Genomic DNA, 15,933 nt, shown 5'->3' on the forward strand with positions numbered 1-15,933 from the left:
GGGCCATCGCGTGAGTCTCTGTGGTGAATCGACCAAGTATCACTACCGAGAGGAGCATCGCGCTTCCGAAACCACACTGGCGCTTCTCAAACCCGCCCAAGACTCCAACGACGAGTCCGTTGCCGTCCCCGCCGCGATCACGGCATAGTGGAAACTCGCAGAGCCTCAGGCGAAACGCCCGCTCGAATTGCACCACTCCACGGGGGCGCTACCCGGGTTAGGACTGTCAATATGAGAATCGAGGAGGTAGACGAGCGCCTCGTCGGCGGCGAATACGACCGTCCGACGTACTTCGTTCTCGACTGGTACGGGCTCGACGACGACACCAGTCTCGCCTCGGCCGCCTGCATAGTCACCGACGTGGAGATACCGGAACTCATCGACTGGATCGAGTCGCGCATCACCGATCCGGACTGGAAGCCAGCATGGGACGCTCCGCTGCACAGCTCGGAAGTCAGCGTGCTCTACAACGGTCGCGAGGTTAAGTCGCCGCGCGCGATCTTGTTGTGGACCTACTTCAGCCGGCCAGAAAATACCTATCACGAGGGTTTACACCGAGTGGATCAGCCGGATTATCGGCGGCCTTCAGCAAACACCGAGCGATGGCACCGCTGACGGCGCTACGACAAGCCCCACGACGGGAGTCACACTACTTCGGAGAAGAGACTTTAGGCGCAGCTCACGGTGGCGGCTGGGGCGCGATGACAGCAGGCGGTGGAAACCGCAGAGGCTCAAGCGAATCGGCGGCGCTACTTACACCACTCCACGGGACGTGGCCTCCGCGGAATGGCGAGAAGGCCGACGGTGCGCCCGCCGATACTTGACCCAGTCGCCCATCGAGAACCTTTGCACCGCTTGGCGTGCGCGCCCGGCGCACCGTCGTCGGAGCCGCGGCGGCCACCGATCCGCCTGCCCGAACCGCCCGCTCAATAAGCCCCATCGCGAACGCACCGACCTCACGAAACGCTTATTGTGCGAACCTTTACCGCACCGTTTCGTAAACGTGACAGTGATAGATCAGAGTTCGTAGCGTGATTCGAGTGCCGTCGGTGCACTCCATGCGGACGGGGAGGCTGGCGTGAAGGCACTTGCACGAACTCATCGGGGGATCTGGGTTTTGCGTCATCAGCCCCTCCCGATTCGCCTGCTCGCCGCGGTGGCCGGCCTGCTCACGGTGGCCTCGGCCTTCGCGGCGCCGGCCGAAGCGGAGGGCAACGGCGACGACTTCATCGACGCGCTCAATCACGCGGGCATCGACTTCGGCGAACCCGGAAACGCGATGGCCGTCGGCGAATCGATCTGCCCGATGCTTTCGCAACCGGGCGGCAGCTTCGCCGCGGCCGCGTCCAGCATCTCCGGCCGGGGCATGTCCCCACAGATGGCCAGCATGTTCACCACGATCGCGATCCAGACGTATTGCCCCCAGGAGATGGCGAACATCGCCAGCGGCAACCTGTCCGGCGCCATGCCGCAGGTTCCGGGAATGCCCGGACAGATCCCGGGGATGGCAGGTCAGATCCCGGGGATGACGGGCCAAATCCCGGGCATGGCGGGCCAGGTCCCCGGAATGACGGGCCAGATCCCGGGCATGGCCGGGCAGCTGCCCGGACAGGTTCCGGCGCTGCCGAGTTTCTAAACGGTGCCCAGCGGGTCGATCGTCCACGCGATGTAGACCATCGCCGCGCCGACCACCGCGGTGGTGATGAAGTCGATTCCCTTGCCGCGCACCACCAGTAGACCGGCCCGCTCCTCGGACAGCACCAGTCGCAGCAGCGCGGCCACGCCCACGCCGATGCCGATCAACAGCGAACCGCGGCGCCAGAAGTTGGCCCCCACCAAGGCCAGCGCCGTGGCAAAGATCAGGCCCACCAACAGAATCGGCCATTGGGCCCGCAGCACGGTCCGCGCGGTCATTCCCGCTCGGCCAGCTCGACGACGTTGGTCAGCAGGAACGCGCGGGTCAACGGGCCCACACCGCCGGGGTTGGGTGACACATGGCCGGCGACGTCCCACACATCGGGGTGCACATCGCCGACGAGTCCGTCGTCGGTCCGGCTGACCCCCACGTCGAGCACCGCGGCGCCGGGACGCACCATGTCGGCGGTCAGCAGGTGCGGAACCCCGACGGCCGCCACGATGATGTCGGCCTGCCGGGTCAACGCCGGCAGATCGCGAGTCCCGGTGTGGCACAACGTCACCGTGGCGTTCTCGGAACGGCGGGTCAGCAGCAGCCCCAGCGGGCGACCGACCGTCACACCGCGGCCGATGACGACCACGTGCGCCCCGGCGATCTCGACGTCGTAGCGGCGCAGCAGATGCACGATGCCGCGCGGCGTGCACGGCAGCGGGGCCGGATTGTTGAGCACCAGCCGGCCCAGGTTGGTCGGGTGCAGCCCGTCGGCGTCCTTGTTCGGGTCGACCCGCTCCAGCGCCGCGTTCTCGTCCAGGTGCTTGGGCAACGGCAACTGCACGATATAACCGGTGCAGTCGGGGTTCGCGTTCAGCTCGTCGATGGTGTCGTTGAGCGCGGCGGTGCTGATGTCGGCGGGCAGGTCGCGGCGAATCGAGGTGATCCCGACCTTGGCGCAGTCGGCGTGCTTGCCCCGCACGTAAGCCTGCGAACCCGGGTCCTCGCCCACCAGGATGGTGCCCAATCCGGGGGTGCGTCCCGATGCGGTGAGTGCGGCCACGCGCTGTTTGAGGTCGACGAAGATTTCGTCGCGGGTGGCCTTGCCGTCCAGCGTGATTGCTCCCACGCTGACAGTCTGGCAGATATCGATGATGGCGACCCGCCGCGCCCGGCTACGCCGCGCTCGCGATCGCCATTAGATCGATGATGGCGACCCGCCGCGCCCGGCTTCGCCGCGCTTGCGATCGCCATTAGGCTCCCGGTATGTCTACCCCTCCGGACGTCTTCAGCCCCGCGAAGCTCGGTCCGATCACGCTGCGTAACCGCACTATCAAGTCCGCCACGTTCGAGGCGCGCACGCCGGACGCGCTGGTGACCGACGACCTCATCGAATACCACCGGCTGCCGGCCGCCGGCGGGGTCGGCATGACGACCGTCGCCTACTGCGCCGTCTCCCCCGGCGGGCGCACCGAGGGCAACGGGATCTGGATGCGGCCGGAGGCGGTGCCGGGGTTCCGCCGGCTCACCGACGCGATCCACGCCGAGGGCGCGGCGGTCAGCGCGCAGATCGGCCACGCCGGCCCGGTGGCCAACGCTAAGTCGAACAAAGCCAAGGCGCTGGCGCCGGTGCGGTTCTTCAACCCGATCGGAATGCGGTTCGCCAAGAAGGCAACCCGCGAGGACATCGACGAGGTCATCGCCGGGCACGCCAACGCCGCGCGGCTGGCCATCGAAGCCGGCTTCGACGCCGTCGAAATCCATTTGGGCCACAACTACTTGGCGAGTTCGTTTTTGTCCCCGCTGATCAATCGCCGCGACGACGAGTTCGGCGGATCGCTGCAGAACCGGGCGAAGGTCGCCCGCGGCATGGTGATGGCCGTCCGGCGCGCGGTCGAAAAGGAAGGCACACCGATCGCGGTGACCGCCAAGCTGAACATGGCCGACGGCGTTCGCGGTGGCATCAGCACGGAGGAATCGCTGAGGACCGCCAAGTGGCTGGAGGAAGACGGCGGGCTGGACGCGATCGAATTGACCGCGGGCAGCTCGCTGGTCAACCCGATGTACCTGTTCCGCGGCGACGCGCCGCTCAAGCAGTTCGCCGGCGCGTTCAAGCCGCCGCTGCGCTGGGGCATGCGTATGACGGGCAAGAAGTTTTTGCGCGAGTACCCCTACCGCGAGGCCTATCTATTGCGCGACGCCAAGCTGTTCCGTGCCGAGTTGAAGATGCCGTTGATCCTGCTCGGCGGCATCACCAACCGGGAGACGATGGACCTGGCGATGGCGGAGGGATTCGAATTCGTCGCGATGGCCCGCGCGCTGCTGGCCGAACCGGATCTGATCAACCGGATCGCCGCCGAGGACGCCCAGCACCGGGTGCACTCCGCGTGCACGCACTGCAATCAGTGCATGCCGACGATCTACAGCCGGACCCACTGCGTCGTCACCGGCGCGCCGGACGCCGTAGGCGCTCCAGGCTGATCCACAGGGCCGCAAGCTACAGTTGTGGCGATGTCCGCACCAGCCCCGCCAGCGCTAACCGTCCATCACGAAGGATCTGAACGTACCTTCGCAGCGGGCCACGACGTGGTCGTCGGGCGCGATCTGCGGGCCGACATGCGCATCACGCACCCCCTGATCTCGCGCGCCCACCTGTTGCTGCGTTTCGACCAGGGCAAGTGGCTGGCCATCGACAACGGTTCGCTCAACGGAACTTTCGTCAACGGCCGACGGGTGCCGGTCGTCGAGATCCACGACGGGCAAACGCTCAACATCGGAAACCCGGACGGGCCGCTGCTGACGTTCGACGTCGGCCGGCACCAGGGCATGGCCGGGCGGCCCCCCAAGACCGAATCGATGAACATCCCGGTGGCGGCCCCGCCACAGGCGGCGGCCTGGTCGGCGCAACCGGGTCCGCCCGTCGCCGCTCCACCCGGCCCGCCGCCACCCCCGGCCGGGCGCACGCCCAACTGGGCGGCGCCGCCGCGGCGACCGCAGCCCGCGCCCGTGCACCGGCCCGGCCCGGCGGGGCACACCATGTACGGCGGCGGTGGTGGGCGACCGCCCGCCTACCCGCCCGCCGCGCCACCCCCGCCGCACAATGCGGCGGTGCACAGCCCCCCGCCGGTGCAGCACATACCCGCGGCGGCCCCGCACACCCGGGCGGCGCCCACCAGCGCCAAGCCGCCCGAGGTGGCGAACCTGGCGACCAAGATGTTCCAGGCGCTGATGCCGTCGCGGTCCGGGGCGATCCAGCAGCCGGCCGGGTCGCAAACCATCGGCCGGGCCACCGACAACGACATCGTCATCCAGGACGTGCTCGCCTCGCGCCATCACGCGTTCTTGCTCCAGACGCCGCTGGGCACCGAGATCCGCGACGCGCACAGCGTGAACGGCACCTTCGTCAACGGCGTCCGCGTCGGCTCGGCGGTGCTGACCGAGGGCGACGTGGTCACCATCGGCAACGTCGACCTGGTGTTCACCGGCGACAGCCTGGTCCGGCGCACCGAGGCGGCGACGCGGACCGGCGGCCTGGAGGTCAACTCCGTCTGCTACACCGTCGACCACGGCAAGCAGCTGCTCGACCACATCTCGGTGACGGCCCGCCCCGGGACGCTTACGGCCATCATCGGTGGTTCGGGCGCCGGGAAGACCACGCTCTCGCGGCTGATCGTCGGCTACACCAGCCCCACGTCGGGCACGGTGACCTTCGAGGGCCACAACATCCACACCGAGTACGCGTCCATGCGCAGCAGGATCGGGATGGTCCCGCAGGACGACGTGGTGCACCGCCAGCTCACGGTCAACCAGGCCCTCAACTACGCCGCCGAGCTGCGCCTGCCCCCCGACACCAGCAAAGAGGAACGGGCCCGCGTCGTCGCGCAGGTGCTCGAGGAACTCGACATGACCCAGCACGCCGAGACGCGGGTCGACAAGCTCTCGGGTGGCCAGCGCAAGCGCGCCTCGGTCGCGCTCGAGCTGCTCACCCAGCCGTCGCTGCTGCTTCTCGACGAGCCGACGTCCGGCCTGGACCCGGCGCTGGACCGTCAGGTCATGCTGATGCTGCGCCAGCTCGCCGACGCGGGCCGCGTGGTGCTGGTGGTGACCCACTCGGTGTCCTACCTGGACGTGTGCGATCAGATCCTGCTGGTCGCGCCCGGCGGTAAGACCGCGTTCTGCGGGCCGCCCGACCAGGTCGAGGCCGCCATGGGCACCCGTAACTGGGCCGACATCTTCGCCAAGGTGGGCGCCGACCCGGACGAGGCCAACCGCCGCTTCAAGGAACGCAATCAGCGCTCGGAGCAGCCACCGAGTCCGGAGAGCCCGGCGGATCTGGGCGAACCGCCCCAGACCAACCTGTGGCGGCAACTGTCCACGATCGCCCGCCGCCAGGTCCGCCTCGTCGTGTCCGACCGCGGCTACACGATCTTCCTGGCGATCCTGCCGTTCCTCATCGGCGCGCTGTCGCTGACGGTGAAGGGCCCGCACCCCGGCCTCGGGCCGGCCGATCCGATGGGCCCCGCGCCCACGCAGCCGCAGTACATCATGGTGCTGCTGAACATCGGTGCGGTCTTCATGGGCACCGCGCTGACCATCCGAGATCTCATCGGCGAGCGCGCGATCTTCCGGCGGGAGCAGGCCGTCGGCCTGTCCACCACCGCCTATCTGCTGGCCAAGATCGCCGTGTTCTGCGTCTTCGCGACCGGCCAGGCCGCGATCGCGACCATCATCGTGCGGCTGGGCAAGGGCGCGCCGACGGCACACCCCCAGTTCTTCGGCAACTCCACCTTCTCGCTGTTCGTCACCGTGGCGGGCACCTGTGTGGCGTCGGCGATGCTCGGCCTGCTGTTGTCGGCGCTGGCGCAGTCCAACGAACAGATCATGCCGCTGCTGGTGGTGTCGATCATGTCGCAGCTGGTGTTCTCCAGCGGGATGATCCCGGTCTACCAGCGCATCGGTCTCGAACAGATGGCGTGGCTGACGCCCGCGCGCTGGGGGTACGCCGCGGGCGCGTCCTCGATCGACTTCCCGTCGCTGGTGAAGGTCAAGCAGATCCCGACCAACGACCCGATCTGGCAGCACTCGAAACACATCTTCGTCTTCGACATGGCCATGCTCACCCTGCTCTCGATCGGTTACACCGGCATCGTGCGCTGGCACATCCGGCTGAAACGCTGAGGCCGCTCTCAGGCGGGGACCTCTAATCTGGATGCGATGACCCGATCTGCCCAGCCCGTGCTGACGGCTCGATCCGAGCGCTCCGAAGGCAGCTTCGCCGCCGGCCGCGACGTGGTCGTCGGGAGCGATCTGCGTGCCGATTTGCGGGTGGCGCACCCGCTGGTCGCCCGCGCGCACGTGCTGTTGCGCTTCGATCACGGCCGGTGGTTGGCGGTCGACAACAACACGCTCAACGGGTTTTATCTCGACGGCCACCGGGTGCCGGTCGTCGACATCCACGACGGCCAGACCATCAACATCGGCAAGCCCGACGGCCCGCGGATCACGTTCGAGGTGGGCCGGCCGCCGGCACGCTCGTTCCGCCTGCGAGACCCCCAGCGCGCCGTGCCGCGGCCGCAGCCCGGCACGGGCGGCGGCGACGTCGGGGAGTCTCCCACCACGCGGTTTACGGCCCCGGGGACCCAATCCGCCGGCCGACCGGTGACCGGACGGACCGCCTCGATCGGGCGCGCGCTCAGCAACGACGTCGTCGTCCACGACGTGCTGGCCTCGCGCCATCACGCCTTCTTGACCCCGACGGCGGCCGGCCCCGAGATCCGCGACGCGAACAGCAGCAACGGGACCTTCGTCAACGGTGTCAGGGTCGGCTCGGCGGTGCTGTCCGACGGCGACGTCGTCACGATCGGCAACGTCGACCTGGTGTTGCGCGGCGGCATGCTGGTCCGCCGCCAGGAGGCGGCGACCCGCGCCGGCGGCCTCGAGGTGCGCGAGGTCAACTTCGGCATCGGCGGGAAGAAGCTGCTGGAACGGATCTCGCTGACCGCCCGCCCCGGTACCTTGACCGCCCTCATCGGCGGGTCCGGCGCGGGCAAGACCACCCTGTCGCGGCTGATCGCCGGGTACGCCACCCCGACGTCGGGCTCGGTCACCTTCGAGGGCCACGACATCCACACCGAGTACGCCTCGTTGCGCACCCGGATCGGGATGGTCCCACAGGACGACGTCGTGCACCGCCAGCTCACGGTCAGCCAGGCGCTCGGGTACGCCGCCGAGCTGCGCCTGCCGCCGGACACCAGCAAGGCCGACCGCGCCCAGGTGGTCGCCCAGGTTCTCGACGAGCTCGGCCTGACCGGGCACGCGAACACCCGGGTCGACCAGCTGTCCGGCGGGCAGCGCAAACGCGCGTCGGTGGCGCTGGAGTTGCTCACCGGGCCGTCGCTGCTGATCCTCGACGAACCGACGTCGGGCCTGGACCCCGCGCTGGACCTGCAGGTCATGACGATGTTGCGGCAACTCGCCGACGCCGGCCGCGTCGTGCTGGTCGTGACGCACTCGCTGACCTACCTCGACGTCTGCGACCAGGTGCTGCTGATGGCGCCGGGCGGCAAGACGGCGTTTCTGGGCCCGCCCGGCCAGATCGGCGCGGCCATGGGCACCACCAACTGGGCGCACATCTTCGCCAAGGTGGGCGCCGACCCGGACGAGGCCAATCGCCGCTTTCTGGCCCAGAACAAGCCCCCGCCGCCGAGGCTGACCGAGGCGCCGGCCGAGCTGGGCGCGCCGCCGCATACCAGCAAGCGCCACCAGTTCTCCACGATCGCCCGCCGTCAGGTACGGCTGGTCGTGTCCGACCGCGCCTATTTCGTGTTCCTGGCGGTGCTGCCGTTCGTCATGGGTGCGCTGTCGCTGACCGTTCCCGGCAGCGCCGGCTTCGGCTATGCCGATCCGGCCGGCGAGTCGGCGGGCGAGGCCGGGATGATCCTCACCTTGCTCACCATGGCCGCCGCGTTCATGGGAACCGCGCTGACCATCCGCGACCTCATCGGGGAACGGCCGATCTTCCGGCGGGAACAGGCGGTCGGCCTGTCGAGCACGGCCTACCTGCTGGCCAAGGTCGCGGTGTTCAGCGCGTTCGCCGTCGTCCAGGCGGCCATCGCCACCGCCATCGTGGTGCTGGGCAAGGGCCCGCCGACGCGGCCGGCGGTGCTGCTCGGGGACGCCACCGTCGAGCTGTTCGTCGCGGTCGCGGCGACGTGTGTGGCCGCGGCGATGCTCGGTCTGCTGCTCTCGGCGCTGGCGCGGTCCAACGAGCAGATCATGCCGCTGCTGGTGGTGTCCCTGATGATGCAGATGGTGCTCTCCGGCGGGATGGTGCCCGTCACCCACCGGATCTTTCTCGACCAGGTGTCCTGGCTGGTGCCCTCGCGGTGGGGGTACGCGGCGCAGGCGTCGACGGTCGACCTGTGGACGGTCTCGCCCGGTCCGCAGAGTCCGCGGGACAGCCACTTCGAGCACACGCCGGCGGCCTGGCTGTTCGATATGGGCATGCTCGCGGTCCTCACGGTCGGTTACGCCGCGCTGGTGCGGTGGCGCATCCGGCTCACCCGCTGAACGATCACCCGCTGAGAGATCAGCCGTCCAGTCGCAGCCCGTGTGCGAGCGCGAAGGCCATCGCCTGATCGACGTCGACGCGCGCGCCGGCCAGCGACGCCGTCGTCCACAACCCCGGGTCGATGCCTGCGCCACGCAGGTCGGCGCCGTCCAGCCGGGCGCCGGCGGTCCGCGCGCCGCGCAGGTCCGCGCCGCGCAGCACGGCCTTGCGCAGGTCGGCCTCCACCAGGCTGGTCTCCCGCAGCCGGCAGCCGCTGAAGTCGACGCTGCGAAGGTCGATGCCGGCGAGCACGGCGAGCGTGAAGTCCACCTCGTCGAACGTAATCGGCCGCAGCCGGCACTGCACGAACACCGACCCCAGCATCGAGCATTGGGCAAAAGTGCTGTGCCACAACGCCGTCCGGTGGAACGTGCAGTTGCGGAAGGCCGAACCGCGGTGTTGGGACTCGGCCAGGTTGGCCCCGCTGAAATTGCATTCGGTGAACACGGCCCGCTCGGTCCGCAGGCGGCTCAGGTCTTCGTCGGTGAAGTCGTGGCCGTCAAACTCGCGGTCGACCCACTCGGTGGTCAATTGGGCGTCAGGCTGGCCAGGGCGTATTCGCTGACCGCGATCAGGGCGTCGGTCGCCGACCGGCGATCGCGGGCGTCGACCGTGATCACCGGAATGTGCGGGGGCAGGGTCAGCGCTTCGCGCACCTCGTCGACCGGGTAGCGCGGCGCCCCGTCGAACTCGTTGACCGCGACCAAAAACGGCAGGTTGCGGTGCTCGAAGAAGTCGACGGCGGCGAAGCTGTCCTGCAGGCGTCGGCAGTCGACCAGCACCACCGCGCCGATCGCGCCGCGGACCAGGTCGTCCCACATGAACCAGAAGCGGCGCTGCCCCGGCGTGCCGAAAAGGTAGAGCACCAGGTCTTCGGCCAGGGTGATCCGGCCGAAGTCCATCGCGACCGTGGTGGTCCGCTTGTCCGGGGTGGCCTCGAGCGCGTCGACGCCGGTCGAGGCGTCGGTGAGCATCGCCTCGGTGCGCAGCGGCATGATCTCGGAAACCGCCCCGACGAACGTCGTCTTGCCGGCCCCGAATCCGCCGGCGATCACGATCTTCGTCGACGCGTGGGCGCCGGAATCGGGCTGCACCTCAGAGTGCGCGTAAGCCACGCAGAGTCCTTCCTATGAGTTCGTGGCGCTCATCGCGGGTCGAACGCTCGGACAACGTCCTATGCACCCGAAGGTAGCCGGACAGCACCAGATCCCCGACCAGGACGCGCGCGACGCCGAGCGGTAGGTCCAGCCGGGCCGAGATTTCGGCGACCGACGGGCTCGGCGGGCCCTGGCCGCACAGCTGGATGATTCTGCCCCGCGCATCGTTGGGCGGCCACCGGTGGGTCGGGCCTGCCTGCAGCGTCTGAAGCGGCGCTTCCAGGGGCAGCTCGACGTTCGTGTCGGTCCGCCCGGACGTCAGGGTGTACGGGCGGACCAGGTTCCCCTTACGGTGTGCGGGCCAGGTCTCGGGGGTGTCCATCGCAGCTCACGAGTGGGCGGCGGACCGGCGGGTCGACTGCACCACGCCCCCGACCCGTTCGACGAGCACGGCCATCTCGTAGCCGATCTGACCGATGTCGCACGACGTCGCCGCGAGCGTCGCCAGGTGCGAGCCGTCCCCGACGCGCATCAACAACAGGTAGCCGTTCTGCATCTCGACCACCGATTGCAGCACCTGCCCGCCCTCGAAGAGCTGCGCGGCGCCCGTCGCCAGGCTGGCCAGCCCGGAGGCGACGGCGGCCAGCTGGTCGGCGCGTTCCCTGGGCAGGTGCTCGCTGGCGGCGATGGGCAGCCCGTCGACGGACACCAGCAGCGCGTGCGCGACGCCGGGGACCTCGCGGGCGAACCTGGTCACCAGCCAGTCCAGTGAGGTGTCGGGTGAGGTCATTGTTGGTCGGGTCCTTGTTCCGTGTCGCGGGCGTGCGAGCGTCCGGTGCGCACGCCGCCGAAATGGTTACTGAACGAGGCGCGCACCGCCTCGGGGTCCCGGGTGACGGCCGCGTGCTGCGGCTCCCGGTGCGACGGCGATCTGCCGTTGAGTCCGTGCTCGGGCTCGTCCCGTTCGGTCAGCCCGGTTCCGTTGGCGCCGCCGGGCACCAGCCGGGCGCCGGGGGTGCGGACCGGCAGTCCGTGGTCGGTGGTGTGCGACTCGACGGGCTTGTCCTCGGCGGCCGCCGCCAGCGTCCAGCCGCGGTCCCAGACCGACTGCCAATCCAGGTCGGGGCTGTTCACCAGGTCATGGGGGTCGCCCAGCATCTCCGAGAGCATCCGCCGGTAGATGACGTCATCGTCGGTCGGCGGGCTGGCGGGCTTGTCCTCGCGGGGTTCGCGGGGCCGGGCGGCGAAGAAGGCCGAGGTGTCCGATGCCGCCCGCACCGGTGGGGCCGGCGCCGGCGCGGGCTCCGGTGTGGGGGTGGGCGCGGGCTGCGGCGTGGCCTCGGGCTCCGCGGGCCGGGCGGCCGGCGCAGACTTGGGCGCGTTTTCCCACCAGGGGGTCGCGAGTTCGCGCCGCCGCTGCGGGGGCGGTTGTTCGGCGGGTGGGGCCGGGACCTCGGTGATGCCGCTGGAACCCGGGTTGCGCCGCGGCAGCAGGGTGACCGAGGGCCCGGGCGCGGGCCCGGCGTTGCGGGCCGCCGGCTCGCGGGTACCGTCGCGCCGCCCGGCGTCCTCGGCGGCCGGGGGCGCGGCGATCGCGCTGGCGAGTTTGGCGCTCGGAGACGACGCCGCCCGAATGTGCCGGGGCGCAGCCGTTTCCGCGGGGGCCAGGCCGGTGAGCACCGTGCGCGGCAGGTAGACCTCGGCGGTGGTGCCCGAGCCCGCCTCGTTGGCCGCGGGGCCGCGCAGCCCCACCCGGATGCCGTGCCGGTCCGCGATCCGGCCGACCACGAAAAGCCCCATGTGGCGCGCGTTGTCTGGGCTGACGTCGCCGCCGGCCTGCAGCCGCATGTTGGCGATGCGCCGATCGGCGTCGTTCATCCCCAGGCCGGAGTCCGCGATCCGCACCACGACTCCCCCGTCGCCACCGCGGGACGCCGAGACCCGCACGGACGTCGTCGGCGGCGAGTAGCGCAGCGCGTTGTCGATCAGCTCGGCGAACAGATGGATGGCGCCGCCCGCGGCCGCGCCGGCCAGCGCGCACTCGGGCAGCCCGGCGATCTCGACGCGGCGATAGTCCTCGACCTCGGACACCGCGGCGCTGACCACCGTCGCCAGCGGCACCGGGTCGCGCTGGTCGCGCGCGAGCTGCGCGCCGGCCAGCACCAGCAGGTTGGCGCTGTTGCGGCGCAGCCGCGCCGCCAGGTGGTCCAGCCGGAACAGGCTGTCGAGGCGCTCGGGATTCTCCTCGTTGCGCTCGAGCCGGTCGATGAGCGCCAGCTGCTGGTCGACCAGCGAGCGGCTGCGCCGCGACATGGTCTCGAACATGTCGTTGACCAGCAGCCGCAGCCGCGCCTCGTCGCCGGCCAGCAGCAGGGCCTGGGCGTGCAGTTCGTCGACGGCGTGGGCGACCTGGCCGATCTCCTCGGTGGTGTACACCGGCAGTGGCGTCGGAATCGGTTCGGCCCCACCGGCTTTCACGTGGGCGATCTCCTCCTCGAGATCGGTGTGGGCGACCTTGAGCGCGCCGTCGCGCAGGATGCGCAGCGGCCGCACCAGCGCGCGCGCCACCAGCAGCACCACGAGCAGCGCGACGACGATCGCGGCCAGCACCAACACGGTGTCGACGATGGCCGCGTGGCGCCGGTCGGCGGCCTGGGCGTGCACCGCCTTGGTCACCGAGGCGGTGACGTTCTTGATGACCTGTTCGGCGATGTCGTCGGTGGCTTGGATGGACCGCAACAGATCGGGGTTGTCGACGAGCACGCTGGCGGGATCGGACATCATCGCCATCCGGGTCACCATCTGCTGTTGCAGCGTCTTGGCCTCGGGCGACCCGGCCCCGAGCACTTCGCTCATGCCGAACAGCGTCGACGGTTCGGTGCCCGCCAGGGTGGTCATCGAGGTGCGCAGCTGCGGCTCGGGCAGGTCCGCCCCGCGGGTGATGAGGATCTTTTGCATCGTCATCTGCCCGCGCGCGCCGACCGCCCGGCTCAATCCCTGCGCCTGGGCGCGGATGTGCTCGTCGTCGACGCGCACCGATGCATTGATGACGTCTTCGGCCGTCAACAGGATCGGCGCGTAGAGGGTCACCCGTTCCCGCAGGCCGAGGCCGTTGTCAGACGCCTTGTTCACCAGCATCTGGCCGCCGTCGAGCAGGGTGTTGAGGCCCGATCGGACGTCGTCGGTGACGTCGGTGTCGGCCAGCCTGCCCTGCAGTTCGCCTTTGCGGGCCTCGTAGTTCTTCTTGGCGCCCTCGACGTCGCGCCCGGTGGAACCGGCCTGCAGCGCGACGTCCAGCGCCGACATGTATTTGGTGATCGTCGGAACCACGTCGGCGCGGGTGGCGGCCAGTTTCAGGCCCGCCGCGCTGTCCATCGCGGCGTGGATGCGAAGCACACCGAACACCGTCGCCAAGATCAGCGGCACCAGCACGATCGCCAGCACCTTCCAGCCGACCGGCCAGTTGCCCAGCGACCAGGCGGGCGGGCGTTTGACCGCCGCGTCGGCGGCGCGAACCGGTGCGGGCGGGGAGGCGTCCGCCTCGGCCGCAGCGGCCGGGCGGCTGAACATGGTCACGTCATCGCGGCCGCGCGACCGGCCGCTGCGCTGACCCTGAGCGCTGAACAAAACGAGAGGCTCATAAAACTTCCTGCTTTATTTCCACCCGCCCCGTGCCAGATAGGCGCGCGCGTGTAAGTGTGGCAATCCGACGAGTATGACAGCCCGCGGCCCAGCCCACCAGAATCGTTACTGAGCAGACAGGTCCCTCCAAGGTGGCGCCGCGCGCCCGCGGTCACCCCTGGCAAACACGGATCCGCGAAAACTCTAGGCGGGCCGAAGGATTGCCACCAGGAAGTCGGAGTCGTCGGTGAACGGCCGCAGGTCCCAGGTGGACAGCAGCACGTCGATCGCGAATCCCGCGTCGACCGCGTCGCCCAGAAACACCTCGAAGTCATAGTCGCGGCCGGCGCCGAAGCCGATCGCCGCGCGGCCGTCGTCGGCGACGTGGGCGCGCAGCCGGCTCAGCACCTGGACCCGGGTGCTGGGGGCCAAAAACGTCATGACGTTACCGGCGGAGACGATGACGTCGAACGGTTCGGCGATGCCGCGTGCGGGCAGGTCAAGCTCGGCGAGGTCGCCGACGAGCCAGCGGGGGCCGGGGTGGTCCTGCTCGGCCGCGGCGATGAGCGCGGGGTCGACGTCCACGCCGACCACCCGGTGGCCGGCGTCGGCGAGGTAGCCGCCCAACCGGCCGGGCCCGCAGCCGGCGTCGAGGATGCGGGCGCCGCGGGGCGCCATGGCGTCCACGAAGCGGGCCTCACCGGCCAGGTCGTCGCCCGCGCGGGCCATGGCGCGGAATCGCTCGATATACCAATGGGAATGCCCGGGATCGGCAGCGACCTTCTGCATCCAAATGCTCTGCTCGACCATGCGACCATTATCGCGTTGTGTTCAAGCTGATGTTCTACTCCCCGCGCATCGCCCCCAACACGGGCAACGCCATCCGGACGGCGGCGGCGACGGGCTGCGAATTGCATCTGGTCGAGCCGATGGGTTTCGACCTGTCCGAACCCAAGCTGCGACGGGCCGGGCTGGACTACCACGACCTGGCCTCGGTCACCGTGCATGCCTCGCTGGCGGCGGCCTGGGACGCGTTGTCACCCGAGCGGGTGTTCGCGTTCACCTCGCACGCGCCCACCTCGTTCGCCGACGTGCGCTACCGCGCCGGCGACGTGCTGATGTTCGGCCCCGAGCCCACCGGCCTGGACGCGGCGACGCTGGCCGACGAGCACATCACCGCGCAGGTCCGCATCCCGATGCTGGCGGGCCGGCGCTCGCTGAACCTTTCCAACGCCGCGGCGATCGCCGTCTACGAGGCGTGGCGGCAGCACGAGTACGCCGGCAGCTAGGGGTCACCAGCTGTCCCAGTGCGTGAGCTGCTCGGCGGGCAGCCGCTTGGCCGGGCGGAAGTCGGTGCCCTTGGTGTAGGCGATCGGGAACAGGCCGCCCTGGCTGTAGCGGTCGTGCGGAATGCCGAGGACCTCGGCGACCTGTTGCTCGCCGTCGCGCAGCAGGTGCAGCGTCGTCCAGCACGACCCCAGTCCCCGCGAGCGCAGCGCCAGGCAGAAGCTCCAGACCGCCGGGAACAGCGACGCCCAGAACGACACCCCACCCAACGGCGACTTGTCCGGGCGGCCCTCGAGGCAGGGGATCAACAGCACCGGCGCGGAGTGCATGTGCTCGGCGAGGTAGGTGGCGGAGTCCTTGACCTTGGGCATCCGCTCACCACGGGTGTCCCCCTCGGGGTACTCGGCCCCCGGAGCGCTGAGGTAGTCGCGGGCGTTGGCCAGGTAGACGTCGGCGAGCGCCTTCTTCTTCTCGGCGTCCTCGACGAACACCCACTGCCAGCCCTGCGAATTGGAGCCGGTGGGCGCCTGCAGCGCCAGTTCGAGGCATTCCATCAGCACGTCGCGGCCCACCGGCTTGTCGAAGTCGAGGCGCTTGCGGACCGAGCGGGTGGTGGTGAGCAGTTCGTCGACAGACAAGTTCAGGGTCATGGGTGGAGATTACCTTCGGCCGCGAAACTGTATTCCACGACG

15 protein-coding genes are annotated in these 15,933 nt (G+C 69.9%); 6 read left to right on the plus strand and 9 right to left on the minus strand.

Going from position 1 to position 15,933, the window contains the following annotated elements:
- Positions 1-231: 231 nt before the first annotated feature.
- Positions 232-615, plus strand: coding sequence for a hypothetical protein (locus AC0KS4_RS19985; protein ID WP_238956763.1), 384 nt, complete (start codon positions 232-234; stop codon positions 613-615).
- Positions 616-1,078: 463 nt separating this feature from the next.
- Positions 1,079-1,636, plus strand: coding sequence for a DUF732 domain-containing protein (locus tag AC0KS4_RS19990; RefSeq protein ID WP_238956764.1), 558 nt, complete (start codon positions 1,079-1,081; stop codon positions 1,634-1,636).
- On the opposite strand, the gene AC0KS4_RS19995 is transcribed toward AC0KS4_RS19990, so the two are convergent.
- Both AC0KS4_RS19995 and AC0KS4_RS20000 read right to left on the minus strand, forming a co-directional pair.
- The gene (locus AC0KS4_RS19995; protein WP_225329302.1) at positions 1,633-1,914 is read right to left on the minus strand and encodes a DUF3017 domain-containing protein; all 282 of its coding nucleotides are present in this window, start codon (positions 1,912-1,914) and stop codon (positions 1,633-1,635) included. The two genes, AC0KS4_RS19990 and AC0KS4_RS19995, sit on opposite strands and share 4 nt — an antisense overlap.
- Complete coding sequence (locus AC0KS4_RS20000) at positions 1,911-2,756, minus strand: bifunctional methylenetetrahydrofolate dehydrogenase/methenyltetrahydrofolate cyclohydrolase (protein WP_225329301.1); 846 nt, start codon at positions 2,754-2,756, stop codon at positions 1,911-1,913. The genes AC0KS4_RS19995 and AC0KS4_RS20000 overlap by 4 nt, the downstream gene beginning before the upstream one ends.
- Positions 2,757-2,893: 137 nt before the next feature.
- Between AC0KS4_RS20000 and AC0KS4_RS20005 the strand changes: the two genes are divergently transcribed.
- Genes AC0KS4_RS20005 through AC0KS4_RS20015 form a run of 3 tightly spaced genes read left to right on the plus strand, consistent with a single transcriptional unit; the run spans position 2,894 to position 9,196 of the window.
- The gene (locus AC0KS4_RS20005) at positions 2,894-4,108 is read left to right on the plus strand and encodes an NADH:flavin oxidoreductase (RefSeq protein ID WP_225329300.1); all 1,215 of its coding nucleotides are present in this window, start codon (positions 2,894-2,896) and stop codon (positions 4,106-4,108) included.
- Between the two features lie 30 nt (positions 4,109-4,138).
- On the plus strand, positions 4,139-6,805 hold the full coding sequence (locus AC0KS4_RS20010) for an FHA domain-containing protein (RefSeq protein ID WP_238956765.1): 2,667 nt from the start codon (positions 4,139-4,141) through the stop codon (positions 6,803-6,805).
- A gap of 36 nt (positions 6,806-6,841) precedes the next feature.
- A complete protein-coding gene (locus tag AC0KS4_RS20015) occupies positions 6,842-9,196 on the plus strand; it encodes an ATP-binding cassette domain-containing protein (RefSeq protein WP_238956766.1) in 2,355 nt (784 codons plus the stop codon).
- A 19-nt stretch (positions 9,197-9,215) separates the two neighbouring features.
- Here the strand turns inward: AC0KS4_RS20015 and AC0KS4_RS20020 are convergent, their stop codons facing one another.
- The 6 genes from AC0KS4_RS20020 to AC0KS4_RS20045 all read right to left on the minus strand — a co-directional run bounded on the left by AC0KS4_RS20020 (position 9,216) and on the right by AC0KS4_RS20045 (position 14,764).
- A complete protein-coding gene (locus AC0KS4_RS20020; RefSeq protein WP_225330586.1) occupies positions 9,216-9,767 on the minus strand; it encodes a pentapeptide repeat-containing protein in 552 nt (183 codons plus the stop codon).
- The gene (locus AC0KS4_RS20025; protein ID WP_374109702.1) at positions 9,764-10,351 is read right to left on the minus strand and encodes a GTP-binding protein; all 588 of its coding nucleotides are present in this window, start codon (positions 10,349-10,351) and stop codon (positions 9,764-9,766) included. The genes AC0KS4_RS20020 and AC0KS4_RS20025 overlap by 4 nt, the downstream gene beginning before the upstream one ends.
- Entirely contained in the window at positions 10,332-10,715 is a 384-nt protein-coding gene (locus AC0KS4_RS20030; protein WP_238956767.1) for a DUF742 domain-containing protein, read from the minus strand. Before AC0KS4_RS20030 ends, AC0KS4_RS20025 begins: the two co-directional genes overlap by 20 nt.
- A gap of 6 nt (positions 10,716-10,721) precedes the next feature.
- Positions 10,722-11,123: a serine protease inhibitor gene (locus AC0KS4_RS20035; protein ID WP_225330588.1), complete on the minus strand. Its 402-nt coding sequence runs from the start codon at positions 11,121-11,123 to the stop codon at positions 10,722-10,724.
- A complete protein-coding gene (locus tag AC0KS4_RS20040) occupies positions 11,120-13,909 on the minus strand; it encodes a sensor histidine kinase (RefSeq protein ID WP_238957377.1) in 2,790 nt (929 codons plus the stop codon). Before AC0KS4_RS20040 ends, AC0KS4_RS20035 begins: the two co-directional genes overlap by 4 nt.
- 249 nt (positions 13,910-14,158) lie before the next feature.
- On the minus strand, positions 14,159-14,764 hold the full coding sequence (locus AC0KS4_RS20045; RefSeq protein ID WP_225330118.1) for a class I SAM-dependent methyltransferase: 606 nt from the start codon (positions 14,762-14,764) through the stop codon (positions 14,159-14,161).
- A 17-nt stretch (positions 14,765-14,781) separates the two neighbouring features.
- Between AC0KS4_RS20045 and AC0KS4_RS20050 the strand changes: the two genes are divergently transcribed.
- Positions 14,782-15,243, plus strand: coding sequence for a tRNA (cytidine(34)-2'-O)-methyltransferase (locus tag AC0KS4_RS20050; RefSeq protein WP_238956768.1), 462 nt, complete (start codon positions 14,782-14,784; stop codon positions 15,241-15,243).
- Between the two features lie 3 nt (positions 15,244-15,246).
- Here the strand turns inward: AC0KS4_RS20050 and AC0KS4_RS20055 are convergent, their stop codons facing one another.
- On the minus strand, positions 15,247-15,891 hold the full coding sequence (locus AC0KS4_RS20055; RefSeq protein ID WP_238956769.1) for a nitroreductase family protein: 645 nt from the start codon (positions 15,889-15,891) through the stop codon (positions 15,247-15,249).
- Positions 15,892-15,933: the final 42 nt, after the last annotated feature.

The organism is Mycobacterium sp. NTMscope_MAC_12 (assembly GCF_976985675.1).

Coding starts and splice junctions, on each gene's coding strand:
- AC0KS4_RS19985 (WP_238956763.1), top strand. CDS start 232: ATGAGAATCGAGGAGGTAGACGAGCGCCTCGTCGGCGGCGAATACGAC.
- AC0KS4_RS19995 (WP_225329302.1), bottom strand. CDS start 1,914: ATGACCGCGCGGACCGTGCTGCGGGCCCAATGGCCGATTCTGTTGGTG.
- AC0KS4_RS20005 (WP_225329300.1), top strand. CDS start 2,894: ATGTCTACCCCTCCGGACGTCTTCAGCCCCGCGAAGCTCGGTCCGATC.
- AC0KS4_RS20010 (WP_238956765.1), top strand. CDS start 4,139: ATGTCCGCACCAGCCCCGCCAGCGCTAACCGTCCATCACGAAGGATCT.
- AC0KS4_RS20015 (WP_238956766.1), top strand. CDS start 6,842: ATGACCCGATCTGCCCAGCCCGTGCTGACGGCTCGATCCGAGCGCTCC.
- AC0KS4_RS20030 (WP_238956767.1), bottom strand. CDS start 10,715: ATGGACACCCCCGAGACCTGGCCCGCACACCGTAAGGGGAACCTGGTC.
- AC0KS4_RS20035 (WP_225330588.1), bottom strand. CDS start 11,123: ATGACCTCACCCGACACCTCACTGGACTGGCTGGTGACCAGGTTCGCC.
- AC0KS4_RS20045 (WP_225330118.1), bottom strand. CDS start 14,764: ATGGTCGAGCAGAGCATTTGGATGCAGAAGGTCGCTGCCGATCCCGGG.
- AC0KS4_RS20055 (WP_238956769.1), bottom strand. CDS start 15,891: ATGACCCTGAACTTGTCTGTCGACGAACTGCTCACCACCACCCGCTCG.